Annotated in this window: 24 protein-coding genes; 5 read left to right on the forward strand and 19 right to left on the reverse strand. The window is 71.2% G+C overall.

Going from position 1 to position 22755, the window contains the following annotated elements; translation table 11 throughout:
• Nucleotides 1-15: 15 nt before the first annotated feature.
• Nucleotides 16-978, reverse strand: a complete 963-nt coding sequence (locus tag ACJX2R_RS15210; RefSeq protein ID WP_413100545.1) for an SDR family NAD(P)-dependent oxidoreductase — start codon at nt 976-978, stop codon at nt 16-18.
• A 64-nt stretch (nt 979-1042) separates the two neighbouring features.
• Nucleotides 1043-1621, reverse strand: a complete 579-nt coding sequence (locus ACJX2R_RS15215) for a TetR/AcrR family transcriptional regulator (protein ID WP_413100546.1) — start codon at nt 1619-1621, stop codon at nt 1043-1045.
• Between the two features lie 138 nt (nt 1622-1759).
• Here ACJX2R_RS15215 and ACJX2R_RS15220 point away from each other — a divergent pair, with 138 nt between their 5' ends.
• Nucleotides 1760-2695: a DMT family transporter gene (locus ACJX2R_RS15220; protein WP_413100547.1), complete on the forward strand. Its 936-nt coding sequence runs from the start codon at nt 1760-1762 to the stop codon at nt 2693-2695.
• Here ACJX2R_RS15220 and ACJX2R_RS15225 read toward each other — a convergent pair.
• The 3 genes from ACJX2R_RS15225 to ACJX2R_RS15235 all read right to left on the reverse strand — a co-directional run bounded on the left by ACJX2R_RS15225 (nt 2633) and on the right by ACJX2R_RS15235 (nt 3908).
• The gene (locus ACJX2R_RS15225; protein ID WP_413100548.1) at nt 2633-3544 is read right to left on the reverse strand and encodes an NAD-dependent epimerase/dehydratase family protein; all 912 of its coding nucleotides are present in this window, start codon (nt 3542-3544) and stop codon (nt 2633-2635) included. The two genes, ACJX2R_RS15220 and ACJX2R_RS15225, sit on opposite strands and share 63 nt — an antisense overlap.
• 92 nt (nt 3545-3636) lie before the next feature.
• Nucleotides 3637-3738: a DUF1963 domain-containing protein gene (locus ACJX2R_RS15230; RefSeq protein WP_413100549.1), complete on the reverse strand. Its 102-nt coding sequence runs from the start codon at nt 3736-3738 to the stop codon at nt 3637-3639.
• Nucleotides 3735-3908, reverse strand: coding sequence for a hypothetical protein (locus ACJX2R_RS15235; RefSeq protein ID WP_413100550.1), 174 nt, complete (start codon nt 3906-3908; stop codon nt 3735-3737). The genes ACJX2R_RS15230 and ACJX2R_RS15235 overlap by 4 nt, the downstream gene beginning before the upstream one ends.
• A gap of 68 nt (nt 3909-3976) precedes the next feature.
• On the opposite strand from ACJX2R_RS15235, the gene ACJX2R_RS15240 reads away from it, so the two are divergent.
• Nucleotides 3977-5188 carry a TerD family protein gene (locus tag ACJX2R_RS15240; RefSeq protein WP_413105865.1) on the forward strand — a complete coding sequence of 404 codons (1212 nt, stop codon included), beginning with the start codon at nt 3977-3979 and terminating at the stop codon, nt 5186-5188.
• 27 nt (nt 5189-5215) lie between these two features.
• Here ACJX2R_RS15240 and ACJX2R_RS15245 read toward each other — a convergent pair whose 3' ends face one another.
• The 3 genes from ACJX2R_RS15245 to ACJX2R_RS15255 all read right to left on the reverse strand — a co-directional run bounded on the left by ACJX2R_RS15245 (nt 5216) and on the right by ACJX2R_RS15255 (nt 9685).
• Nucleotides 5216-6289 carry an LLM class flavin-dependent oxidoreductase gene (locus tag ACJX2R_RS15245; RefSeq protein WP_413100551.1) on the reverse strand — a complete coding sequence of 358 codons (1074 nt, stop codon included), beginning with the start codon at nt 6287-6289 and terminating at the stop codon, nt 5216-5218.
• A 45-nt stretch (nt 6290-6334) separates the two neighbouring features.
• The gene (locus ACJX2R_RS15250; protein WP_413100552.1) at nt 6335-7783 is read right to left on the reverse strand and encodes an alkaline phosphatase PhoX; all 1449 of its coding nucleotides are present in this window, start codon (nt 7781-7783) and stop codon (nt 6335-6337) included.
• Between the two features lie 354 nt (nt 7784-8137).
• Entirely contained in the window at nt 8138-9685 is a 1548-nt protein-coding gene (locus ACJX2R_RS15255; protein WP_413100553.1) for a hypothetical protein, read from the reverse strand.
• A 399-nt stretch (nt 9686-10084) separates the two neighbouring features.
• Here ACJX2R_RS15255 and ACJX2R_RS15260 point away from each other — a divergent pair, with 399 nt between their 5' ends.
• Entirely contained in the window at nt 10085-11911 is a 1827-nt protein-coding gene (locus ACJX2R_RS15260; protein WP_413100554.1) for an endonuclease/exonuclease/phosphatase family protein, read from the forward strand.
• 113 nt (nt 11912-12024) lie between these two features.
• On the opposite strand, the gene dapD is transcribed toward ACJX2R_RS15260, so the two are convergent.
• From dapD to ACJX2R_RS15315, 11 genes are all read right to left on the reverse strand, one after another.
• On the reverse strand, nt 12025-13014 hold the full coding sequence (gene dapD / locus ACJX2R_RS15265; protein WP_413100555.1) for a 2,3,4,5-tetrahydropyridine-2,6-dicarboxylate N-succinyltransferase: 990 nt from the start codon (nt 13012-13014) through the stop codon (nt 12025-12027).
• Between the two features lie 168 nt (nt 13015-13182).
• Nucleotides 13183-13746: a TetR/AcrR family transcriptional regulator gene (locus ACJX2R_RS15270; RefSeq protein ID WP_413100556.1), complete on the reverse strand. Its 564-nt coding sequence runs from the start codon at nt 13744-13746 to the stop codon at nt 13183-13185.
• Nucleotides 13746-14066 carry a DMT family transporter gene (locus tag ACJX2R_RS15275; RefSeq protein ID WP_262702694.1) on the reverse strand — a complete coding sequence of 107 codons (321 nt, stop codon included), beginning with the start codon at nt 14064-14066 and terminating at the stop codon, nt 13746-13748. The genes ACJX2R_RS15270 and ACJX2R_RS15275 overlap by 1 nt, the downstream gene beginning before the upstream one ends.
• A 132-nt stretch (nt 14067-14198) precedes the next feature.
• Nucleotides 14199-14537, reverse strand: a complete 339-nt coding sequence (locus ACJX2R_RS15280) for a metal-sulfur cluster assembly factor (RefSeq protein WP_037949638.1) — start codon at nt 14535-14537, stop codon at nt 14199-14201.
• Nucleotides 14534-14998 carry a Fe-S cluster assembly sulfur transfer protein SufU gene (gene sufU, locus ACJX2R_RS15285; RefSeq protein ID WP_317259579.1) on the reverse strand — a complete coding sequence of 155 codons (465 nt, stop codon included), beginning with the start codon at nt 14996-14998 and terminating at the stop codon, nt 14534-14536. Before sufU ends, ACJX2R_RS15280 begins: the two co-directional genes overlap by 4 nt.
• A gap of 11 nt (nt 14999-15009) precedes the next feature.
• On the reverse strand, nt 15010-16266 hold the full coding sequence (locus tag ACJX2R_RS15290; RefSeq protein ID WP_413100557.1) for a cysteine desulfurase: 1257 nt from the start codon (nt 16264-16266) through the stop codon (nt 15010-15012).
• The gene (gene sufC / locus ACJX2R_RS15295; RefSeq protein ID WP_037949644.1) at nt 16263-17027 is read right to left on the reverse strand and encodes a Fe-S cluster assembly ATPase SufC; all 765 of its coding nucleotides are present in this window, start codon (nt 17025-17027) and stop codon (nt 16263-16265) included. Before sufC ends, ACJX2R_RS15290 begins: the two co-directional genes overlap by 4 nt.
• Nucleotides 17028-17034: 7 nt before the next feature.
• Complete coding sequence (locus ACJX2R_RS15300; protein ID WP_262702696.1) at nt 17035-17358, reverse strand: bifunctional 3-phenylpropionate/cinnamic acid dioxygenase ferredoxin subunit; 324 nt, start codon at nt 17356-17358, stop codon at nt 17035-17037.
• On the reverse strand, nt 17355-18524 hold the full coding sequence (gene sufD / locus ACJX2R_RS15305; protein WP_262702697.1) for a Fe-S cluster assembly protein SufD: 1170 nt from the start codon (nt 18522-18524) through the stop codon (nt 17355-17357). Before sufD ends, ACJX2R_RS15300 begins: the two co-directional genes overlap by 4 nt.
• 93 nt (nt 18525-18617) lie before the next feature.
• On the reverse strand, nt 18618-20039 hold the full coding sequence (gene sufB, locus ACJX2R_RS15310; RefSeq protein WP_413100558.1) for a Fe-S cluster assembly protein SufB: 1422 nt from the start codon (nt 20037-20039) through the stop codon (nt 18618-18620).
• Nucleotides 20036-20836: a helix-turn-helix transcriptional regulator gene (locus tag ACJX2R_RS15315; protein WP_413100559.1), complete on the reverse strand. Its 801-nt coding sequence runs from the start codon at nt 20834-20836 to the stop codon at nt 20036-20038. Before ACJX2R_RS15315 ends, sufB begins: the two co-directional genes overlap by 4 nt.
• Nucleotides 20837-21031: 195 nt before the next feature.
• Between ACJX2R_RS15315 and ACJX2R_RS15320 the strand changes: the two genes are divergently transcribed.
• Together ACJX2R_RS15320 and ACJX2R_RS15325 are read left to right on the forward strand one after the other, a co-directional pair.
• Nucleotides 21032-21958, forward strand: coding sequence for an ABC transporter ATP-binding protein (locus ACJX2R_RS15320; RefSeq protein WP_413100560.1), 927 nt, complete (start codon nt 21032-21034; stop codon nt 21956-21958).
• Complete coding sequence (locus ACJX2R_RS15325; RefSeq protein WP_413100561.1) at nt 21955-22728, forward strand: ABC transporter permease; 774 nt, start codon at nt 21955-21957, stop codon at nt 22726-22728. The genes ACJX2R_RS15320 and ACJX2R_RS15325 overlap by 4 nt, the downstream gene beginning before the upstream one ends.
• The last annotated feature ends 27 nt before the right edge of the window (nt 22729-22755 follow it).

Below are 22755 nucleotides of genomic sequence, written 5' to 3' on the forward strand. Positions count from 1 at the left end.
GCCTGGACTGTCTATCTACTCCGTGACGGCATCGACCCCCGTGAGCTCGGCCGACAGCGCCCACAGCCGCGCCGCCCGCTCCGGATCGGTGGCCCAGGCGCTCACCCCACTGCCCAGTTCGGTGCCCTCCGGCGCGGGCTCGGCGATGTCGCAGTCCTCGCAGTACACCCCGCCCAGGCCCGCGAGCCGCGGCGAGGTCGCCGCCCAGACCTGGGTGGCCGCGCCCTCCTCGGGCGTCTTCCAGCCGATGTTGGTGGGGCTGGCCTCGATCGTCTCGCTCAGCTCCGCCAGTTCCTCCGGGGACATGTGGCGGCCCAGCTGGGTGGCGATCGTGCCGGGGTGCACGGAGAACGCCCGCACACCGGTGTTCCGCCCCAGCGCGTCGAGGTGCAGCGCGAACAGGGCGTTGGCCGTCTTCGCCTGCCCATACGCCTGCCACTTGTCGTAGGCGTGCCGCTCGAAGTGGGGGTCGTCCCAGCGAATGTCCGAAAGCTGATGCCCATTGGAGGAGACCGACACCACGCGTGCGCCGCCGCGCGCGATGGCGGGCCAGAGCCGGTTGGTCAGGGCGTAGTGCCCCAGGTGGTTGATGGCGAACTGGGCTTCCCAGCCGGGGCCGACCCGGGTTTCGGGCGCGGCCATGATCCCGGCGTTGTTGATCAGAATGTCGATATCGCGACCGGACGCGAGGAATTCCTCCGCGAAGGCCCGAACGCCGTCCAGGTCCGCGAGGTCCAGCTCGGCGACCTCCGTACCCTCGATCCCGCCGAGCGCCTCGACGGCGGTCGAACGCCGCCGTGCGGGCACCACGACATGGGCCCCCGCACCGGCGAGAGCCCGCGTCGTCTCCAGCCCGAGCCCCGAATATCCCCCGGTCACGAGCGCGAGCTTGCCGGACAGGTCGATGCCCGCGAGGACGTCACTCGTCGTACTGCGCACCCCGAAACCGGAGCCGATCGCATGCTGTTCGGTCGTCATGCGGGGAACGTACGGTTTCGAGCGCGCTCAAGGTCAAGCAACGCGCTCGGGTGTCGCGCCCGGGTCAGGCCGCCCGAGCCCGCTCCAGCGCCCGTCGGGCCAGCTCACGCGCGGTGGCGACCGGATCGCCGACCACCGAGAGCCCGTTCAGCACCGTGGCCCCCTCGTGGAGCAGCAGCAGCTCGTCCGCCGGCCCGTCGGGGGCGGTCACGCCCGCCTCCTCGCACAGCTGCCGCAGATAGCCGCGTAGCCAGCGCTTCTGGTCGGCGATCACCTGCCGGGCCGGATGTCCGGCGTCCGGCAGTTCGGCCGCCGCGTTGACGAAGCCGCAGCCGCGCGGGTTCTCGCGGCGCACCCACTCCGCGAGCGCGTCGAACGTGGCCAGGGCGCGGTCCGCCGGGGGCGACTTCTCGACCTCGGCGGTGAGCCAGGCCCGCCACCGCTCATCGCGCTCCCGCAGATACGCGGTGACCAGCGCCTCCTTGGAGCCGAAGCGGTCGTACAGCGTCTTCTTGGTGACTCCGGCGCGCTGGGCGATCAGATCCACGCCGACCGCGTTGATCCCCTGCCGGTAGAACAGCTCGGCGGCGGTGTCGAGGATGCGGCGCCCGGCGGGGGTGAGCACATCGATACGCGCTTCCATGCCGTGATCACCTCCGGGTGAAGGGTTGACGTGTATACCGATCTGTTTAGTCTAGTGGGTGAGGCAGTAAACAGACCAGTATACCCGGAACCGACCCGGAACCTCGAGCAGAACCCCGAGCGGAACGAGGAACGCCCCATGCCCGTCAGCGCCGCCGTCACTGCCATCGGCCTCGTCGTGATGTGGAGCTCCGGCTTCATCGGAGCCGAGCTCGGCACCCGGGAGGCCCCCGCCGACACCCTGCTGATGTGGCGCTTCCTCGCCGCGGCGGCGGTCCTGGGCGGCGCCTGGGCGCTGCTGAGGCGCCGCCGACCGCGCCCGCGCGCCATGGCCGAGCAGGCGGTGATCGGGGCGCTTTCACAGGGCGGCTATCTCGGCGGGATCGTCTGGGCGGTCGGGCTCGGCGTGCCGTCCGGCACCGCCGCCCTGATCGCCGCGTTGCAGCCGCTCGCGGCGGGCGCGCTGGCGGGGCGGCTGCTCGGCGAGACGGTCAGCCCGCGCCAGTGGGCGGGACTGGCCATCGGCCTCGGCGGGGTCGCGCTCGTCGTCCAGGGCGATCTGTCGGCGGGTCCGGCCGCCCCGGCGTGGGCGTACGGGCTGCCCTTCGCCGCCATGGCGGCGCTGCTGGCCGCGAGCTTCCTGGAACGCAGGGTGCGGGCGCCGCTCGACCCCGTGGACGCCATACCGCTGCACTGCCTGGTCAGCGCCGTGCTGTTCACCGGGGTCGCCGTGGCCGGAGGCCATGCCGCGCCCCCGGCGGGCGGGGGTTTCTGGGCCGCCGTGGCCTGGACGGTGCTGCTCTCCACGGTCGGCGGCTACGGCTTCTACTGGCTGAGCCTGCGCCGCAACGGCGTCACCCGCACCAGCGCGCTGATCTACCTCACGCCCCCGACCACGCTGGTGTGGGCGTACGCGATGTTCGGGGACGCGCCGGGGTGGGCGGCCCTCGCGGGCATGGCGGTGTGCGTGATCGGGGTGACGGCGGCCACCGCGCGCCGCCGCCCCGACCGGTCAGCGCAGCTCGCGGAGGATCCAGTCGGTGATCGAGCGGTGTCGCGGGTGCCAGCCGAGTAGCTCGCGGGCGCGGCGCGCCCGTACGCGGCTGTTGGAGCCCAGGGCGTGCCGGGCGAACCGGGGGTCCCAGACGTTGTCCGGCGCGTCGGGGTCCCAGGGGCGGGGGCCGGGCAGGCCGAGGGAGCGGGCGATGGCCCCGGCGATCGCGCCGAACGACTCCTCCCCGTTCTCCACGAAGCAGAAGGTGCCCGGAGGCGCCTTCTCCAGCGCGAGGAGGTACAGGTCGGCGACGTCGTCGACATGGACGGTGGACCAGATGTTGCGGCCGGGGCCGACATGGCGGACCACTCCCCCGGCGCGGGCCTGCCGGACCAGTGCGGCGATCAGGACACTGTCCCGGCCGAGGCCCCGCCCGCGCCCGTAGATCAGGCTGTCGCACAGCACCGCCGACCGTACGCCCCGCTCGGCCGCGCTCAGGACCAGGCGGTCGATGGCGACCCGGGCCGCGCGGATCGGGTGGTCGGGCTCCCAGGCCGAACCCGGGTCGAGGATGTCCTCGCCGTGGACCGCCTCCGACACCTCGCCCTCCGTGCCGGTGCCGACCGTACTGGAGCCACTGGTGTGGATCAGCGGCTTGTCCGATCCGGCCAGCGCGGCGATCAGCGTCTCCACGGCCGCGCGATGGTCACTGTCGGCCGCGTTGACCACGGCGTCGGCGCGGCGGGCCCGCGCGGCGAGGAGGTCCGTGTCGTCGAGCGAACCCACCACGGGCTCGATGCCCAGCCGGGCGAGTTGTCCGGTCTTGCCCGGATCACGGGTCAGACCGCTGACGTGGTGGCCTGCCTGGCGGAGGCGGACGGCGACGGTGCCGCCGATATAGCCGCTCGCGCCGGTGAGGAAGACATGCATGGGAGAAGTGCCTCTCTGACGGGGTCAGAGCGCCCAGAATCGACCGGGGCACGAGGGACCCCCAACGCGGTTTGCCGCGACGGCAAATGCCGTCAGCAGCACTGCCAGGCGAACAGGGCCTTCTCGAAGCGGCCCGCGGCGAGGTCGTCGGGGCGGATCAGCCAGTACAGCGCGCCGCAGTCGCCCCACATCATGTCCGCGTCCTCATCGGAGTCGAACCGGCCCAGGTGTCCGAGTCGGCGGTGTCGACCACCGCGTCATAGTCCTCGTCGCCGTAACTGAGCAGTCCACCGAGCCGCATGCGGACCATGATGGCGGGGGCCACCGACAGCCGGACGGTCACGGCGGGACCGGGTGAGGCCACCGTGGAAGTCACTCCGCAGGTCAAGGAACCGTAAAGCGGGGACGTTCGTTACCCCGGGCATGACCGCTATGACACCCGGCTCGAACCTCCCCCTCTCCGTCGCGCGCGTGGCGGTTGACGTCACCGCTCCGGTGCGGCTCGACGTATCGGGCCTGCTGCTCACCGCCAACGGCAAAGTGCGTTCCGACGACGACTTCGTCTTCTACAACCAGCCCACCGGACCGGGTGTGGCCCACCGCGCCGGGACGGCGGGCGCGGGCGACACCATCACCGTGGACACCGCCGCCGTCCCCGCCGACATCGAGAAGATCGTGGTGACCGCGAGCCTGGACGCGCCCGGGGCGACGTTCGCGGGCACCGAGCCGACCGCCACCGTGCGCGGCGCCGACGACGGCGCGGCGATCGCCACGTTCACCCCGCCGCGGCTGGGCAACGAGACCGCGCTGGTGGTCGTGGAGGTGTACCGGCGCAATGGGGCGTGGAAGGTGCGCGCGGTCGGGCAGGGGTATGCCAACGGTCTGGCGGGCATCGCCACCGACTTCGGCGTGACGGTCGAGGAGCCCGCCGCGCCGCCCGCCCCCACCGCCCCCGCCGCCCAGACGCCGCCCCCGCCGAGCGGTCCGCCCGCCGGTTTCCAGCCCCCGCCGCCCATGCCGTCCGCTCCCCCGGCCGCGGAGCCCGCGGCGGCGGCCCCGGCCACCGGAAAGATCAACCTGGACAAGGGCCGGGTCAGCCTCCAGAAGAACCAGACGGTGTCCCTGGTCAAGGGCGGCCGTCCGGTGCTCAGCTCGGTGCGGATGGGCCTGGGCTGGGAGCCCGCCTTCCGCGGCAAGGACATCGACCTGGACGCGTCCGTGATCGCCTTCGGCGTCGACCGCAAGAAGATCGACGCCTGCTTCTTCGGCAAGCTGGCCATCCTCAACGGCGCCATCCAGCACTCCGGCGACAACCTCACCGGTGAGGGCGGAGGCGACGACGAGTCCATCACCGTCCACCTGGGCGGCCTCCCGCCCGAGGTCACCGGCCTGGTCTTCACGGTCAACTCCTTCTCCGGCCAGAAGTTCACCGACGTGGCCAAGGCGTACTGCCGCCTCCTCGACGCCCAGACCGGCGAGGAGCTGGTCCGCTTCGACCTCACCCACGCCGAGCCGCGCACGGGCGTGATGATGGCCAAGCTGATCAAGCAGTTCTCGGGCGAGTGGGAGATGACCGCGATGGGCGAGTACGTGGACTCGCGCACCGTCCGGGGCATGGCCAAGCCCGCCGGCAAGGCCCTGTGACACAGCTGATCCAGGGGAGCTCCCGCGTCACCGCGGATGCCCGGCCCATGCCGATGGCCCGGCATGCGCGAGCGAACCCGGGCCGGAGGCCGACAGACCCGCCACGCGGGCCAGGCGGCGGTAGGAGTCCAGGAGGGCATCGCGGTCGTAGGTGCTCGTCGTGACCAGCACCTCGTCGGCGTCGCTGCGCTCGATCAGCTCGTCGAGCGCGGCGGCGACCTCGTCCTCCGTGCCGTACAGCTGGCCGCGCAGACCGCGCTCGTAGAAGCCGCGCTCCTTCTCGGTCATCTCCCGGGCCTCGATCTCCGGGGCCGGGGCCAGGGGTGGGAAGACGCCGTGGGTACGGGAGTGGGCCATCGACCACGCCTCGGGGAGCAGCAGCCGGCGGGCCTCCTCCGTGGTGTCGGCGACCGCGACATTGCCCGAGACGACGACGTACGGGGCGGAGGACCAGGCGGAGGGGCGGAAGCCCGTGCGGTAGCGGTCGATCGCGCGCAGCATCTCGTCCCGGCCGCGTAGATCGCCGATCACCAGGGACAGCCCGGCCCGCGCCGCCAGATCCGCGCCGGCGCCGGTGGCCAGGACGAAGACGGGCAGCCGCAGCCCCTCCGCCGGGTGGGCGTGGACCTGGGGGTGGGCGTCCTGCTCACCGGTGAACCAGCCGAGCAGCTCGTCCAGTTGGGCGCCGAAGTCCCGTGCGGCGTCCTTCTCGGCGCCCAGGGCGCGGCGGATGCCGTCGGTGAAGCCGACGGAGCGGCCCAGGCCCATGTCGATCCGGCCCGGGAAGAGGGATTCGAGCACCCCGAACTGCTCGGCCACGACGAGCGGGCGGTGGTTGGGGAGCATCACGCCGCCCGTGCCCACGCGGATGCGGACCGTCGCCGCCGCGACGGCGGACGCCAGCACCGTGGGCGCAGAACCGGCCACGCCGGGCACGCTGTGGTGCTCGGAGACCCAGAAGCGGTGGTAGCCGAGCGCCTCGGCGGCTTGCGCGAACCGTACGGTGTCGCGCAGCGCCTGCGACCGCTCCCGCCCCTGGCGGGTGCGGGAGCGGTCCAGGATGGAGAAGGGGGTGGTGCGCAGGCGTGAGGTCACGCTCACGTCAACGCGTGCCCCGGCCGGGAGGATTCCCCCGGGCCGTCGACCTCAGCCCTGGCGGCGCCAGGGGCCGGTGATCGCGAGCATGATGCCGGGCACCTGGATGTTGGCGTACAGCGTCGAGCCGTCGGGCGAGAAGACCACCCCGGTGAACTCGCTGAACTCCGGCTCCTCCGCGCTGCCGATGTTCAGGTCGTTGCGCGCGATCGGGTAGGTCCGGCCGTCCTCGGTGGCGCCGAAGAGGTGCTGGATGCCCTCGCCGTCCTCGGCGATGACCAGACCGCCGTACGGCGAGACCGTGATGTTGTCCGGGCCGTCGAAGGCGCCGTCCTTCGACGGGTCCGGGTTGACGCCCAGCAGCACCTTGAGGGTGAGGGTGCGGCGCTTGGGGTCGTAGAACCAGACCTGGCCGTCGTGCTGGACCGGGCTCTCCTCGCGGGCGTACGAGGAGACGATGTACGCGCCGCCGTCCCCCCACCACATGCCCTCCAGCTTGCGGGCCCGGGTGATCTCGCCGTCCTTGAACTGCTTGCGCACCGACACCGACTTCGCGTCGCGGTCCGGCACCGGCGCCCAGTCCACGCCGTAGACCGTGCCGATCTTGGTGGCGCGGGACAGGTCGTCCACGAAGTTGCCGCCCGAGTCATAGCACTTGGGCGCCTGGAGCACGCCCGCGTCGTCCTTGAGCGTGTCGAGCTTGCCGCGGCCGTGCTCGAAGCCGTGCGGCGGGACCCAGCGGTAGAGGAGGCCGTTCGGTCCCGAGGCGTCCTCGGTGAGGTAGAGGTGGCCGCGCTTGGGGTCCACGACGACGGCCTCGTGGGCGTACCGGCCCAGGGCCTTGATCGGCTTCGGGTCGCGGTTGGCCTTGCGGTCGTGCGGGTCGACCTCGAAGACGTAGCCGTGGTCCTTGGTCATGCCGTTCTGGCCGGCCTTGTCCTCGGTCTCCTCGCAGGTCAGCCAGGTGCCCCAGGGGGTACGGCCACCGGCGCAGTTGGTGGCGGTGCCCGCGATGCCCACCCACTCGGTGACGTGGTCGCCGTGCTTGGAGACCTCGACGACGGTGCAGCCGCCGGAGGCCGCCGGGTCGTAGACCAGCCCCTCGGTCAGCGGGACCGGGTGCGGCCACTTGCTGCGGGGGCCGGCCAGCTCGTGATTGTTGACCAGCAGCGTCGCACCGCGCGGGCCTTCGAAGGTGGCGGTGCCGTCGTGGTTGGACGGGGTGGACTCGCCGGACTCCAGCTTCGTCTCACCGGTACGAGTGATGATCTTGTAGCTGAAGCCCTTGGGGAGGGCCAGGATGCCCTTGGGGTCCGCGATGAGCGGACCGTAGCCGAGCGACGAGCCGCCGTGGCCCTCGACCCCCGCGAGGCCCTCCTCCGTCGCCTCAGCGGCGAGTGCGCCGGGTGCGGTGGCGAGCACCCCCGCGCTTCCGACCAGGGCGAACCCGGCCCCGGTGTAGGCGGAACGCCTCGCGAAGTCTCTTCGGCTGAGCGGCATGTCTTCTCCCGAACGCAGGGTGGTGTCCTCCGGACTGCGGCCATACGTTTCCGTCCCCGGCCGAACATCAGTTGAACGGCGCGCGACATCAGCGGACGAATGGCTGCCGATCCCGTATACGGTGCGCAGGCCGATACGGCTCTACGCAGCGCACGACTTCCCGGGCCGACGGGCCTTTCCCCTCCCCGCCCCTCCCCGCTACCAGGGGCACCACCCCTGGACCCCGGGGACCGGGACAGACCCCCGCCACCCAGCGAACCCCGGGGTCCGGGGCAGAGCCCCGGTTTCGGGAAGGGGCGGGTAGGGGAACGCTCCGCAGGCGTCACCACCCGTCCAGCATCCCCCTTGGCGCGGTTACGCCCTCGATCGAGCCTTGAAGGCGGCCTTGCGGGCCTCCTTCGCGGCCTTCTTGTCCGGGTGCAGACGCCCCATCGCCTCCAGCACATCCGCCGTCGCCGGATGGTCCACCCGCCAGGCCGAGTCGAAGAAGCTCCCCGACTGGTCGACCAGGCCCCGCACCAGGTCGCGCAGCTCCGCCGAGTCGCCCTCGGAGGCGAGCTGGGCCGCGAGGGTGTCCACGGTGAGCCAGAAGACCATCTCCTCCGACGGCTCCGGAACGCCCGCCACCCCGTGCTCGGCCAGCCAGACCCGGGCCAGCCCGCCCAGGTGGCGGTCGTCGAGCACCTCGCGCAGGGCGGGCTCGGCCTCGGTCCCGGCCAGCGAGAGGGTCTGCTGGCAGGTGAGGCGGCGCAGCGGCGCGTCCTCGTCGTCGCCGCGGGCGGCGGCCAGCAGCTCGCGGGCGGCCTCCTCGGGCGTACGGCGGGCCAGCCACCGCTCGGCCTCGGCCTGCGCGGCGGGCTCGGGGTGGCCGGGGAGCGCGTCCAGCAGGATGTCGGCGCCCTTGTCGGCCAGGTCGCCGACGGCCGGGGCGTCGATGCCCGCCTCGAGCATCCGGGCCCGTACGGCGTAGACGCCGAGCGGGGTGAGCCGCACCATGCCGTAGCGGGAGACGTCCTCGTCCTCGAGCTCCTGCGCCGTCTCGGGCTCCTGGATCCGGCCCTCGCCGTCGACCTCCTGGATCAGCGCCTCGTCCACCGGCTGGTAGTCGACGAGGCCGGTCGGGGCGAGCAGCCGGAACTGGTCGTCCAGCCGCACCATCGCCTCGGAGACCTCTTCGAGGATGTCGTCGGTGGGCTCGTCCATGTCCTCGGGCACGATCATGGAGGCGGCGAGCGCGGGCAGCGGTACGGGGGCCGTGGCGGCGTCCTCGTCCAGGGCGGTCAGCAGATAGAGGTTGCCCAGTACCCCGTCGAGGAATTCGGCCTCCTCCTCCGGGTTCCAGTCGAACGCGTCGAGGTCGAGCTCACCGCTCTCGCTGATCTGGGCGGCGATGTCGCTCAGATCGGGGGCGGCGGCGTCGGCCAGCACCGTCTCGAAACCGTCGAGCCAGATGTCCAGGACGTCGCGCGGGCCGCCCTCGGTGATCAGCCGCAGCTCCTCGCCGCTGGTCGCGACGGCGGAGAACTCGTCCTCGGCCGTCGCCTCACCGTCCACGTCAACACCGGCACCGTCACTGTCGCCGTCGCCGTCGCCGTCGCTGTCGCTGTCGTCGTCGGCCCCCGCCGGCTCCTCGATCTCGACCAGACCGGTGTCCACCGCCAGCTGCCACGCCTGCGCCGCGTACAGCGGCCCGTCCTCGTCCCCCGCGAGCTCCAGCAGCTCGGTCGCCTCCCGCAGCTCGCCCTCCGGCAGCGCCCCGCCCGACGCCACCGGCTTCCCCTGCTCGGCCCAGCGGGCGAGCCGGACCGCGCGGGCGAGCAGCGGCGCGGCGAGTGCGTCCCGCGCGAGTTCCGCGTCGGTGCGAAGCCGCACGGGCGGCATGGTGGGGCGCTCTTCTGGCATGGGCGGACGTCACTCCTCGAGGGCACGGAAGTCGCGGGCGCGGAGGTCGCGGGCGCGAATGCGGGGCTATGGGGCTGTGGGGCCATGGGTCCACGGGAGCGTGGAGCCATGGGGGTACGGCGGTGCGGGGCGTACCGGCGCGGGTGCGCGGATACGGCCCGGCCCCCAGCGTAGACGGAACGGGACGGCACTTTCGTCCCGATGTGGTCCGCGCCCCGTCCCGCGCTCTGTTCCACGCCCCTCCCGCACCACATCCCACGGCCCTCGTTCATGTTTCCGCCCCGCTTCCGCCATGTCCGGGCCATCCGCCCTCCCTTGACAACTTCCGTGGCGAGGAAAGAGATTGACGCGCGTAGAGGCAGATTCCTCGCCGTTCACTCCTTTCCGGAGGCCACCACCATGTCCCTTCGCGCCCCGCGCGGGCCCGTCGCCCGCACCGCCGTCGCCGCCTCCGCCCTCGCGGCCGGGCTGCTCGCGGTCCCCTCGTCGGCCTCCGCCGCCGAGGTCCGCATCCATGACATCCAGGGCAGTACCCGGATATCCCCGCTCGCCGGACAGCAGGTGAGCGACGTCCCCGGCACGGTCACGGCGATACGCGCCTTCGGCTCCTCGCGCGGCTTCTGGATCCAGGACCCCCGGCCCGACAAGGACCCGGCCACCAGCGAGGCGATCTTCGTCTTCACCGGGTCGACCACGCCCTCGGTCGCCGTGGGCGACTCGGTGCTGGTCTCCGGGACGGTGTCCGAGTACTACCCGGGCGGCAAGGACGCCGGTGGGCAGTCGCTCACCGAGCTCTCCAAGGGGACCTGGACGGTCCAGTCCTCCGGCAACGCGCTGCCCGCCGCCCACCGGCTCAACCCCTCCACGATCCCCGACCGCTACGCCCCGGACGCCGGTGGCGACTCCATCGAGGGGCTGACGCTGCGGCCGCGCTCATACGCCCTGGACCGCTACGAGTCGCTGGAGGGCATGCGGGTCTCGGTCGAGGACGCCCCCGTGGTCGGCGCGACCAACACCTACAAGGAGCTGTGGGTCACCGCCGAGCCCCGCCACCAGCGCACCGCGCGCGGCGGCGCCCTCTACGGCTCGTACCGCGACCCGAACGCGGGCCGGGTGAAGGTGGTCTCGCTGCTCCCCTACGCCCAGCACCCCTTCCCCGTGGCGGACGTCGGCGACGCGCTGACCGGCACCACGGCCGGGCCGATGGACTACGACAACTTCGGCGGCTACACGATCGCGGCCACCGCGATGGGCGAACTGACCGACCACGGCCCGCGGCGGGAGACCACCCGCAAGCAGAAGGCGGACGAACTCTCCATCGCCACCTACAACGTGGAGAACCTCTCCCCCAAGACCGCCCAGTCGAAGTTCGACCGGCTGGCCACCGGTCTCGTGGAGCACCTCGCCTCGCCGGACATCGTCGCCCTGGAGGAGGTCCAGGACGACAACGGCGCGACGAACGACTCGGTGGTGAGCGCCGACGCCACGCTGAAGAAGCTCACCGACGCGATCAAGGCGGCGGGCGGTCCCGCGTACGAGTGGCGGCAGATCAACCCGGTGGACGACCAGGACGGCGGCGAGCCGGGCGGCAACATCCGCGTGGCGTTCCTCTACAACCCCGAGCGGGTCTCCTTCACCGACATCCCCGGCGGCGACTCCACCACCCCCGTGAAGGTCGAGAAGAAGGACGGCAAGGCCACGCTGTCGGCCTCACCCGGCCGTATCGACCCGGCGAACGGCGCCTGGAAGGACAGCCGCAAGCCACTGGCCGGGCAGTTCTCCTTCCGGGGCCGCCCGGTGTTCGTGGTCGCGAACCACTTCAACTCCAAGGGCGGCGACCAGGGCCTGGACAGCCGCTTCCAGCCCCCGGCCCGCTCCTCGGAGACCCAGCGCACCGGGCAGGCCACGGCGGTCAACACCTTCGTCAAGGCACTGCTGAACGCCGATCCGAAGGCGTCGGTGGTCGTCGCGGGCGACCTCAACGACTACCAGTTCTCGCCCGCGCTGGCCGAACTCACCAAGGGCGGTGTGCTGACGGACCTGGTGACCGGGCTGCCGAAGGACGAGCGCTACGGCTATGTCTACAACGGCAATTCGCAGGCGCTGGACCACATCCTGACCAGCCACGCACTGCGCCGCGCCGACTACGACATCGTGCACATCAACGCCGAGTTCTCGGACCAGTCCAGCGACCACGACCCACAGATAGTACGAGTGCGCCCCTGAGGGACGCTTTCCGGGGGTGTTGTGGGCAATCGTCCCGCGGGGCGGGACGGGTGGGCACAACACCACCCACCGTCCCGCACCCAGCGACGAAACCCAAAGGGCCGGACCCCAACTCAGTTGTGGCTGTGCAACGCCTCGTTCAACCCGCCCCAAGAACCCGTCCGAGGCAGCGCCTCCACCGTGCCGGTGATGGAGTTGCGGCGGAAGAGCAGGTTGTTGACGCCGGAGAGCTCCAGGGCCTTGGCGAGCTTGCCGTCCGGGAGCGTGATGCGGGTGCCCGCCGTCACATACAGCCCCGCCTCGACGATGCAGTCGTCGCCGAGCGAGATGCCCAGGCCCGCCTCGGCGCCGAGCAGGCAGCGCTCGCCGATGGTGATCGTCTGCTTGCCGCCGCCGGAGAGCGTGCCCATGATCGAGGCGCCGCCGCCGACGTCGGAGCCGTCGCCGACCACGACGCCCGCGCTGATCCGGCCCTCGACCATGGAGGTGCCGAGCGTGCCGGCGTTGAAGTTGACGAAGCCCTCGTGCATGACCGTGGTCCCGGGGGCGAGGTGGGCGCCGAGGCGGACCCGGTCGGCGTCGCCGATACGGACGCCGCCGGGGACGACGTAGTCGGTCATCCGGGGGAACTTGTCGACACTGGTCACCGACAGCTGAAGCCCCTCGGCGCGGGCGGCGAGCCGGGCCCGCTCCACCTGGTCGGCGGCGATCGGGCCGAGCGAGGTCCAGGCCACGTTGGCCAGCAGGCCGAACTGGCCGTCCAGGCTCAGGCCGTGCGGCTTGACCAGCCGGTGGCTGAGCAGATGCAGCCGCAGATAGACGTCGTGGGCGTCCCTGGGCTTCTCGTCGAGCGAGGCGATGACCGTGCGGACGGCGACGACCTCGACGCCGCGCCGGGGGTCCGGTCCGACCGCCTTGAGGGCGGTCTCGCCCAGCAGCCGCGTGGTGTGCTCGGCGTCGAGCCGCTCGGTCCCGGCCGGGCCGGGCTCGGCGGTCAGCTCGGGGGCCGGGAACCAGGTGTCCAGGACGGTGCCGTCCTCGGTGAGGGTGGCGAGACCGGCGGCGACGGCGCCGGTGGGGGCGGTGGTGGGTGCATCGGTCATGGTCAGAACGCTAACCGGAGCCGGGCCCGGGAGGCGAACCGGTCTCAGCGAGCGGTCCGGGCAATCCGGGCGGTCCGCCGTACGATCTCGTCCGACAATCCGGGCGCCCGGCCCGCCGTAGGGCCTCAACCGGCGGGCGAACCGCCGTGCGGTCTCAGCTGACGCGGATCATGGGCTGCCGTCGTCGCCGCCCACGCCCATGATCCGCGCCAGCGCCGCGCTGGTGCCCTCCCGGTCGTACGGCCGGTCCGCCAGCAGCACCTGCAAGGTCAGCCCGTCGATCAGGGCCACCACCGCGCGCGCCGTGGCCTCGTCGGGCACCAGCCGCGTCAGCATCCGGGCCATCTCGTCCAGGCATTCGGCGGCGAGCGGCCGCAGCCCCTCGTGGCGCAGCGCGGCGAAGTACAGCTCGTACTCCAGCTCCATCCGCGCCCGGTCGCCCGTGAGCTGCTCCCCCAGCCACCGGGCCAGCTCGTCGGCGGGCGGTGCGGCCGGATCGACGCCCTCCACCCAGCGCCTCACCTCCGCCAGCCACTCCGCGTTGATCTGGCGGAGCGCCGCGATCAGCAGGTCGTCGAGGGTCGCGAAGTGGTAGGTCGTCGAGCCCAGCGGTACATCGGCCGCGGCGGCCACGGCCCGGTGGCCGAGTCCGGCGATGCCGCGCTCGCGGACCACGGCGGCGGCGGCGTCGATGATCCGCTGCCGCCGCTCGGGGTCGTAGCGGCGGCCCATCAGTGGGCGCCGTTCAGATTGAGCACCACCACTCCGGCGATGACCAGCAGCACGCCGAGCACCTTGGCGGCGGTCATCGCCTCCCCCAGGAAGAGCATGCCGATCGCGGCGATGACGGCGGTCCCGGCCCCGGCCCATATGGCGTAGGCGGTGCTGACGGAGATGGTCTTGAGCGTGTGCGCGAGCAGCACGAAGGACACCAGATAGCCCGCGCCGGTGGCCAGGGAGGGCCAGAGCCTGCTGAAGCCTTCGCTGTACTTCATCGAGGTGGTCGCCAGGATCTCGGCCAGGATGGCCCCGGAGAGCGTCACATATCCCATGCGTACAATCGTACACAACGATACGTACGGACGTACACAAAGATGCGTACGGGCGTACACAACGATCCACGGCATACGAAACGGCCCCCGCGCCGAAGCGCGGGGGCCGCTCGAAAAGCCCTGAGGGAGCCGTCAGACGTTGAAGCCCAGCGCCCGCAGCTGCTCACGCCCATCGTCGGTGATCTTGTCCGGGCCCCACGGCGGCATCCAGACCCAGTTGATCCGCAGCTCGTTCACGATGCCGTCGGTCGCGGACTTGGCCTGGTCCTCGATGACATCGGTCAGCGGACAGGCCGCCGAGGTGAGCGTCATGTCGATGGTGGCGATATTGCCGTCGTCGACATGGATGCCGTAGACCAGACCGAGGTTGACCACGTCGATGCCCAGCTCGGGGTCCACGACGTCGTACAGGGCCTCGCGGACCTCTTCCTCGCTGGCGGGCTTGGTGGTGGTGGCGGCGTTCTCAGTCATGCGGTCTTCCCTCCGGCGGTCTCGCCCAGTGCCTGCGCCGTGGCGTCCTTCCATGCCATCCAGCTCAGCAGGGCGCATTTCACCCGGGCCGGGTACTTGGAGACGCCGGCGAACGCGATCGCGTCCTCCAGCACCTCCTCCATGGCGTCGTCCGGCTCGGCCTTGCCCCTGGACTGCATCAGCTCCAGGAAGGTCTCCTGGATCTTGCGGGCCTCGGCCAGCTCCTTGCCCACCAGCAGCTCATTGAGCACCGAGGCGCTGGCCTGGCTGATGGAACAGCCCTGACCCTCGTAGCTCACGTCCTCGATGGTGTCGCCGTCAAGCCGCACCCGGAGCGTGATCTCGTCACCGCAGGTGGGATTGACGTGGTGTACCTCTGCGTCGCCGTTCCTCAGCCCCCGGCCGTGGGGGTTCTTGTAGTGGTCCAGGATCACGTCCTGGTACATCGAATCGAGCTTCACGCGGCACGCCCCTACCCGAAGAAGTTCCGTACGTGCTCCAGGCCCTCCACCAAGGCGTCGACCTCGGCAGGCGTGGAGTACAGATAGAACGACGCTCGGGTGGTCGCCGGAATTCCGTAGCGCAGGCATACGGGGCGGGCGCAGTGGTGGCCCACCCGGACCGCGATCCCCTGCTCGTCCAGTACCTGGCCCACATCGTGGGGGTGGATGTCACCGAGCGTGAAGGAGATCGTGGCACCGCGCTCCTCGGCCGTGGTGGGGCCGATGATGCGCAGGTCCGGCACCTCCAGGAGCCTGCCGACCGCATAGTGCGTGAGGGCGTGCTCATGGCGGGCGATGTTGTCCATGCCGATCGAGGTGAGGTAGTCCACGGCCGCGCCGAGGCCGACGGCCTGGGCGATCGGGGGCGTACCGGCCTCGAACTTGTGCGGCGCCGGGGCGTAGGTGGACGAGTGCATCGAGACGGTCTCGATCATCTCGCCGCCGCCGAGGAACGGGGGCAGGTCCTCCAGCAGCTCCTGGCGGCCCCACAGCACCCCGATACCGGTCGGACCGCACATCTTGTGGCCGGTGAAGGCCACGAAGTCGGCCTGGAGCGCCTGCACGTCCAGCAGCATGTGCGGGGCGGCCTGGGAGGCGTCGATCACCACGAGGGCGCCGACGTCCTGGGCGCGGCGGACGATCGCCTCGACCGGGTTGACCGTGCCGAGGATGTTGGAGACCAGCACGAACGAGACGACCTTGGTCTTCTCGGTGATGATCTGCTCTATCTCCGACAGGTCGAGGCGGCCGTCCTCGGTGAGGCCGAACCACTTCAGCTTCGCGCCGGTGCGCTGCGAGAGCAGCTGCCACGGAACGATGTTGGAGTGGTGCTCCATCTCGGTGATGACGATCTCGGTGTCCTGGTCCACTCGGTAGGGCTCATCGGCCCAGCCGAGCATGTTGGCCACCAGGTTCAGCGACTCCGACGCGTTCTTGGTGAAGATCACCTCATCGCGGCTGGGAGCGTTGATGAAGTCGGCGACCTTGTCGCGGGCGCCCTCGTACAGCGCCGTGGCCTCCTCGGCGAGCACATGGACGCCCCGGTGCACATTGGCGTTGGAGCGCTCGTAGTAGTCGTTCAGCACGTCCAGCACCTGGCGCGGCTTCTGCGAGGTCGCCGCGTTGTCCAGATAGACGAGCCGCTGGCCGTCGTGGACGACCCGGTCCAGGATCGGGAAGTCCTTACGGATCGCCTCGGTGTCGAGGAGGCCCGGCAACTGTGTCACTCGGACGCGCCTCCCTTCACGTACTCCTCGTAGCCCTCTTCCTCCAGCTTGTCGGCGAGCTCGGGACCGCCGGACTCGGCGATCCGGCCCGCCGCGAAGACGTGGACGTGGTCGGGCTTGATGTACCGCAGGATGCGGGTGTAGTGGGTGATCAGCAGGGTGCCCACCTGGCCGGACTCGCGGACCCGGTTGACGCCCTCGGAGACCACCCGCAGCGCGTCCACGTCGAGGCCGGAGTCGGTCTCGTCGAGGATCGCGATGGCCGGCTTCAGCAGCTCCAGCTGGAGGATCTCGTGGCGCTTCTTCTCACCGCCCGAGAAGCCCTCGTTCACGTTCCGCTCGGCGAAGGAGGGGTCGATGTGGAGGCGCTCCATGGCCTCCTTGACCTCCTTCACCCAGGTGCGGAGCTTGGGCGCCTCGCCGCGGATCGCGGTCGCGGAGGTACGCAGGAAGTTGGAGACCGAGACGCCGGGGACCTCGACCGGGTACTGCATGGCGAGGAAGACACCGGCGCGGGCGCGCTCGTCGACGGACATCGCGAGTACGTCCTCGCCGTCCAGCGTCACGGTGCCGCCGGTGACCGTGTACTTCGGGTGACCGGCGAGCGAGTAGGCCAGGGTGGACTTGCCGGAGCCGTTGGGGCCCATGATGGCGTGCGTCTCGCCCTGCTTCACGGTCAGGTCGACACCGCGCAGGATCTCGCGGGGGCCGCCTTCGGCGTCGACGGAAACGTGCAGGTCGTGGATCTCAAGCGTGGCCATGGGTGCCTCAGGACTCCTGGGTGACGGAGACGAGCACATCGTCCCCTTCGATCTTTACGGGGTATACGGGGACCGGGCGCGTCGCGGGGAGGCCGGACGGCTTTCCGGTGCGCAGGTCGAAGCTGGAGCCGTGCAGCCAGCACTCGATCTGGCAGTCCTCCACCTCGCCCTCGGACAGCGAGACGTTCGCGTGCGAGCAGATGTCGTTGACCGCGAACACCTCGCCCTCGGTGCGTACCAGAGCGACCGGCACGCCCTCGAGCTCGACCCGCTTGGGGGTGTCTTCCTCGAGTTCGTCCAGCGCACAGGCGCGTACGAAGGTCGGGGTCATCCTACGGACGCCTCCAGCTCGGCCTCGATCTTGGCGATGAGCCGCTCCTCCAGCTCGGGGAGGCCGATCTGCTGGACGAGCTCGGCGAAGAAGCCGCGGACCACCAGACGGCGGGCCTCCTCGGCCGGGATGCCGCGCGCCATCAGGTAGAACAGCTGCTCGTCCTCGAAGCGGCCGGTCGCGCTCGCGTGACCGGCGCCGACGATCTCACCGGTCTCGATCTCCAGGTTCGGCACCGAGTCGACGCGGGCGCCGTCGGTGAGGACCAGGTTGCGGTTGAGCTCGTAGGTGTCGGTGCCCTCCGCGGCGGCCCGGATCAGCACATCGCCGATCCACACCGCGTGCGCCTCCGCGCCCTGGAGCGCGCCCTTGTAGGCCACGTTGCTGCGGCAGTGCGGGGTGTCGTGGTCGATGAAGAGCCGGTGCTCCTGGTGCTGGCCGTTGTCGGTGAAGTACAGGCCGTAGAGCTCGGCCTCACCGCCCGGGGCGCCGTAGACGACCCGCGGGTGGAGCCGCACCAGATCGCCGCCGAAGGTGACGACCACGGACTTGAAGGTGGCGTCCCGGCCGACCAGCGCGGTGTGCTGACCGGCGTGGACCGCGGTGTCGTCCCAGTCCTGGACCGAGACCACGGTGAGCTTGGCGCCGTCGCCGATCAGGTACTCCACATTGGCGGCGACCGTGGCGTCACCGGTGTGGTCGATGACCACGACCGCCTCGGCGAAGGCGCCGACCTCGATCACCTGGTGGCCGAAGGCGGTGCCGCCCTCGCCGTGCACGGCGATCCGCACCGGCTCGGTGAGCACCGTCTCCTTGGGCACCGAGACGACCGACGCCTTCTCGAAGGAGCTGTACGCCTGCGCCGCCACCCGGTCCACCGGCTTGCCGGCCTTCCCCAGGCGCGCGTCGTCACGGCCCACGGTCTCGACCGTGACGCCCTCGGGGGCGGTCACCTCGACCTTGACGCCGCCGTCGGCGACGGCCGTGCCGTCGTGGAGACCGCGCAGCCGCTCCAGGGGGGTGAACCGCCAGTCCTCCTCGCGGCCGTGGGGCACCGGGAAGTCGGCCACGTCGTACGACGCGGGCGCGCTCACCCGGGCATCGGTGGGCTGGCCCACCTGGATGACGCCGTCCGTGGTGGATCCGGCCGGGATGGTTTCAGCCATGGCTGTCGTACTGCTCGCTTTCTGCCTGATGGGCCTGAGTGGGGTGCCCGGGCGGAGGATTTCAAGCCCCCGCCGGGCGGGGAGGGGGCGGCGTCAGCCGACCGCGCCCTCCATTTGCAGCTCGATCAGCCGGTTGAGCTCCAGCGCGTACTCCATGGGCAGCTCGCGCGCGATCGGCTCGACGAAGCCGCGCACGATCATCGCCATGGCCTCGTCCTCGGACAGACCTCGGCTCATCAGGTAGAAGAGCTGGTCGTCGCTGACCTTGGAGACGGTCGCCTCATGGCCCATGGACACGTCGTCCTCGCGGACGTCCACATACGGGTAGGTGTCCGAGCGGGAGATCGTGTCGACGAGCAGGGCGTCGCACAGCACATTGGACTTGGAGCCCTCGGCGCCCTCGCCGATCTCGATCAGACCGCGGTAGGAGGTGCGGCCGCCGCCGCGCGCCACCGACTTGGAGACGATGTTCGACGAGGTGCGGGGTGCCATGTGGACCATCTTGGCGCCGGCGTCCTGGTGCTGGCCCTCGCCCGCGAAGGCGATGGACAGGGTCTCGCCCTTGGCGTGCTCACCCATCAGGTAGACGGCCGGGTACTTCATGGTCACCTTGGAGCCGATGTTGCCGTCGACCCACTCCATGGTCGCGCCCTCGTAGGCCACGGCGCGCTTGGTGACCAGGTTGTAGACGTTGTTCGACCAGTTCTGGATGGTCGTGTAGCGGCAGCGGGCGCCCTTCTTGACGATGATCTCGACGACCGCGGAGTGCAGCGAGTCCGACTTGTAGATCGGCGCGGTGCAGCCCTCGACGTAGTGGACGTAGGCGTCCTCGTCGACGATGATCAGCGTCCGCTCGAACTGGCCCATGTTCTCGGTGTTGATGCGGAAGTACGCCTGGAGCGGAATCTCCACGTGCACGCCCTTCGGCACGTAGATGAACGAGCCGCCGGACCAGACCGCCGTGTTCAGCGAGGCGAACTTGTTGTCGCCCGCCGGGATCACGGTGCCGAAGTACTCCTTGAAGAGCTCCGGGTGCTCCTTGAGCGCGGTGTCGGTGTCCAGGAAGATGACGCCCTGCTCCTCCAGGTCCTCACGGATCTGGTGGTAGACGACCTCGGACTCGTACTGGGCCGCGACACCCGCGACGAGGCGCTGCTTCTCGGCCTCCGGGATGCCCAGCTTGTCGTACGTGTTCTTGATGTCCTCGGGCAGGTCCTCCCAGGAGGCGGCCTGCTGCTCGGTGGAGCGGACGAAGTACTTGATGTTGTCGAAGTCGATACCCGACAGGTCCGAGCCCCAGGTGGGCATGGGCTTCTTGTCGAAGAGCCGCAGGCCCTTCAGACGGAGCTTGAGCATCCACTCCGGCTCGGACTTCTTCGCCGAGATGTCGCGTACGACCTCCTCGGAGAGGCCGCGCTTGGCCGAGGCGCCGGCCACGTCGGAGTCGGCCCAGCCGTACTCGTAGTTGCCCAGACCCTCGAGCTCGGGGTGAGCGGTCTCCGTGGGGAGAGTCATTCGGGGTTCCTCCCGGCCGTGCTGGCAGATGCGGTGGTGGTCTTGGTGGTGCTGGTGTCGGTCTTCTCGACCTTGCCTGTCTTCGGAACGAACGTCGTGCACACCCCGTCGCCATGGGCGATGGTGGCCAGACGCTGCACATGGGTTCCGAGCAGCTGGGAGAAGACCTCGGTCTCCGCCTCACACAGCTGCGGATATCGCTCGGCTGCGTGGGCGACCGGGCAGTGGTGCTGGCAGAGCTGTTCGCCGACCGGCGCGCTGCGCGCCGTAGCAGCGTACCCGTCCGCGGAGAGTGCTCCGGCGAGCGCTTCGGTGCGGCTGCCGGGGGCGGCGGCCTCGATGGCGCCGCGGTACCCCTCCGCCTGGGCGGCGAGCCTGGCGCGGGCGAACGCCGCGACCGCGGCACGCCCCGCCTCGCCGCCTCCGGCGCTCTGCTCGATCCAGCGGAGAGCGTCGACGGCGAGCTTGTCGTAGGCCTGGTCGAAGGCGTCGCGACCGCAGTCGGTGAGCGCGAAGACCTTGGCCGGGCGGCCGCGCCCCCGCGCCCCGTACACCCTCTTCTCGCGGGGCTCGACGACGCCGTCGGCGACGAGGGTGTCCAGGTGGCGGCGGACGGCCGCCTGGGTCAGCTCCAGCCGCAGGGCGAGCTCCGCCGCGGTGGAGGGGCCGTGGTCGAGGATGGAGCGCGCCACCCGGTTGCGGGTGCCGTGCTGCTCTTCCGGCGCGGACACGGGCGTGCCAGACCGCGCGGCCGCTTCGGCCGCGCGTTCGTTCGAAGCCTCGCTCGCGTATTTCACAACGCCATTGTTGCGTAATTCTCCGGCGATCCACAAGCGAGGAGTTCGCCGGTTCCGGTGGGGTACATCACTTAGGTCTGCCTAAGTCCGAGACCGGGGCTCACCTGCGGCGACGCGTCCGGGCCCGGATGGCGGACTCCGCGCCTTTCGGCCCTGCCGCCCACGGACGCCCCCGGGATTCGTAGACTGCCGGGCATGCGAGAAGAGCCCGCGGTCGACATCGTCGGCCTGGTCAAGCGGTACGGCCCGAAGACCGCGGTCGACGGGCTCGACCTGTCCGTCGGCCGGGGCACCGTGACCGCCGTTCTGGGTCCCAACGGAGCCGGTAAGACCACCACCGTCGAGACCTGCGAGGGGTATCGCCGCCCCGATGCCGGGACGGTCCGGATATTCGGGCTCGACCCGGTCGCGGACGCCCCGGCGCTGCGCCCCCGGGTCGGGGTGATGCTCCAGTCCGGAGGCGTTTATTCCGGCGCGCGCGCAGAAGAGATGCTGCGCCACACCGCCTCCCTCCACGCGCATCCGGTCGATGTGAATCTGCTGATCGAGCGGCTCGGCCTCGGCTCCTGCGGCCGGACCACCTACCGGCGGCTCTCCGGGGGCCAGCAGCAGCGGCTCGCGCTCGCCATGGCCGTCGTCGGCCGACCCGAGCTGGTCTTCCTCGACGAGCCGACCGCCGGGCTCGACCCGCAGGCCCGCCGCGCCACCTGGGACCTCATCCGAGATCTGCGGGACGACGGGGTCACCGTGATGCTGACGACCCACTACATGGACGAGGCCGAGCAGCTCGCCGACGACGTGGCGATCATCGACGGCGGCAGGGTGATCGCCCGGGGCACCCCGGAGGAGCTGTGCCGGGGCGGCGCCGAGAACACCCTGCGCTTCATCGGCCGCCCCGCGCTCGACCTGGCCTCGCTGCTGAAGGCGCTGCCCGCCGACTCCACGGCCGCCGAGCTGACGTCCGGCTCGTACCGCGTCACCGGCAAGGTCAACCCCCAGATGCTGGCCACCGTCACCTCCTGGTGCGCGCAGAACGGGGTGATGCCGGACCGGATCTCGGTCGAGCGGCACACCCTCGAGGACGTCTTCCTGGAGCTCACCGGTAAGGAGCTGCGAGCGTGACCGCCACGGGCACTTTCCTCCCCCAGCCGGGGGCGGCCCCGCTGCCGCGGATGATCCGGGCGCAGGCCGCGCTGGAGACGCGGATGCTGCTGCGCAACGGCGAGCAGCTGCTGCTGACCGTCGTCATCCCGTCCCTGGTGCTGGTGCTCTTCAGCACCGTCGACATCGTCGACACCGGCTCGGACGGCAGCACGGTGGACTTCCTGGCGCCCGGTGTGCTGGCGCTCGCCGTGCTGTCCACGGCGTTCACCGGGCAGGCCATCGCCACCGGCTTCGAGCGGCGCTACGGCGTGCTCAAGCGGCTCGCCGTCTCACCGCTGCCGCGGTGGGGGCTGATGGCCGCCAAGACCTGTGCGGTGCTGGTCACCGAGGTGATGCAGATCGTGCTGCTGACCGCGATCGCGCTGGCGCTCGGCTGGTCGCCGCACGGCGACCCGCTCTCCGTGGCGCTGCTGCTGATCCTCGGCACCGCGGCGTTCTCCGGCCTCGGGCTGCTGATGGCGGGCACCCTGAAGGCCGAGGCGACGCTGGCCGCCGCCAATCTGGTCTTCCTGCTGCTGCTGGTGTCCGGCGGCGTCATCGTGTCGCTGGACAAGTTCCCGGGCGCCGTGCGGAGCGCGCTGGAGCTGCTGCCGATCTCGGCGCTCTCGGGCGGGCTGCGGGACGTCCTCCAGGACGGGGCCGGGATGCCGTGGCGGGATCTGGGGATCCTGGCGGTCTGGGCGGTGCTGGGACTGGGCGCGGCGGCCAGCTTCTTCCGCTGGGAGTAGCCCGGGTCCCGCGGGGACGGCCTTACA

Source organism: Streptomyces sp. Inha503 (genome assembly GCF_047215865.1).
Lineage (GTDB): Bacteria > Actinomycetota > Actinomycetes > Streptomycetales > Streptomycetaceae > Streptomyces > Streptomyces lycopersici.

What these genes read in the sequence shown, in the direction of transcription:
- ACJX2R_RS15210 (WP_413100545.1), bottom strand. Translation starts at nt 978, where the DNA reads ATGACGACCGAACAGCATGCGATCGGCTCCGGTTTCGGGGTGCGCAGT.
- ACJX2R_RS15215 (WP_413100546.1), bottom strand. Translation starts at nt 1,621, where the DNA reads ATGGAAGCGCGTATCGATGTGCTCACCCCCGCCGGGCGCCGCATCCTC.
- ACJX2R_RS15220 (WP_413100547.1), top strand. Translation starts at nt 1,760, where the DNA reads ATGCCCGTCAGCGCCGCCGTCACTGCCATCGGCCTCGTCGTGATGTGG.
- ACJX2R_RS15225 (WP_413100548.1), bottom strand. Translation starts at nt 3,544, where the DNA reads ATGCATGTCTTCCTCACCGGCGCGAGCGGCTATATCGGCGGCACCGTC.
- ACJX2R_RS15230 (WP_413100549.1), bottom strand. Translation starts at nt 3,738, where the DNA reads ATGATGTGGGGCGACTGCGGCGCGCTGTACTGGCTGATCCGCCCCGAC.
- ACJX2R_RS15240 (WP_413105865.1), top strand. Translation starts at nt 3,977, where the DNA reads ATGACACCCGGCTCGAACCTCCCCCTCTCCGTCGCGCGCGTGGCGGTT.
- ACJX2R_RS15250 (WP_413100552.1), bottom strand. Translation starts at nt 7,783, where the DNA reads ATGCCGCTCAGCCGAAGAGACTTCGCGAGGCGTTCCGCCTACACCGGG.
- ACJX2R_RS15255 (WP_413100553.1), bottom strand. Translation starts at nt 9,685, where the DNA reads ATGCCAGAAGAGCGCCCCACCATGCCGCCCGTGCGGCTTCGCACCGAC.
- ACJX2R_RS15260 (WP_413100554.1), top strand. Translation starts at nt 10,085, where the DNA reads ATGTCCCTTCGCGCCCCGCGCGGGCCCGTCGCCCGCACCGCCGTCGCC.
- dapD (WP_413100555.1), bottom strand. Translation starts at nt 13,014, where the DNA reads ATGACCGATGCACCCACCACCGCCCCCACCGGCGCCGTCGCCGCCGGT.
- ACJX2R_RS15270 (WP_413100556.1), bottom strand. Translation starts at nt 13,746, where the DNA reads ATGGGCCGCCGCTACGACCCCGAGCGGCGGCAGCGGATCATCGACGCC.
- ACJX2R_RS15275 (WP_262702694.1), bottom strand. Translation starts at nt 14,066, where the DNA reads ATGGGATATGTGACGCTCTCCGGGGCCATCCTGGCCGAGATCCTGGCG.
- ACJX2R_RS15280 (WP_037949638.1), bottom strand. Translation starts at nt 14,537, where the DNA reads ATGACTGAGAACGCCGCCACCACCACCAAGCCCGCCAGCGAGGAAGAG.
- sufC (WP_037949644.1), bottom strand. Translation starts at nt 17,027, where the DNA reads ATGGCCACGCTTGAGATCCACGACCTGCACGTTTCCGTCGACGCCGAA.
- ACJX2R_RS15300 (WP_262702696.1), bottom strand. Translation starts at nt 17,358, where the DNA reads ATGACCCCGACCTTCGTACGCGCCTGTGCGCTGGACGAACTCGAGGAA.
- sufD (WP_262702697.1), bottom strand. Translation starts at nt 18,524, where the DNA reads ATGGCTGAAACCATCCCGGCCGGATCCACCACGGACGGCGTCATCCAG.
- sufB (WP_413100558.1), bottom strand. Translation starts at nt 20,039, where the DNA reads ATGACTCTCCCCACGGAGACCGCTCACCCCGAGCTCGAGGGTCTGGGC.
- ACJX2R_RS15320 (WP_413100560.1), top strand. Translation starts at nt 21,032, where the DNA reads ATGCGAGAAGAGCCCGCGGTCGACATCGTCGGCCTGGTCAAGCGGTAC.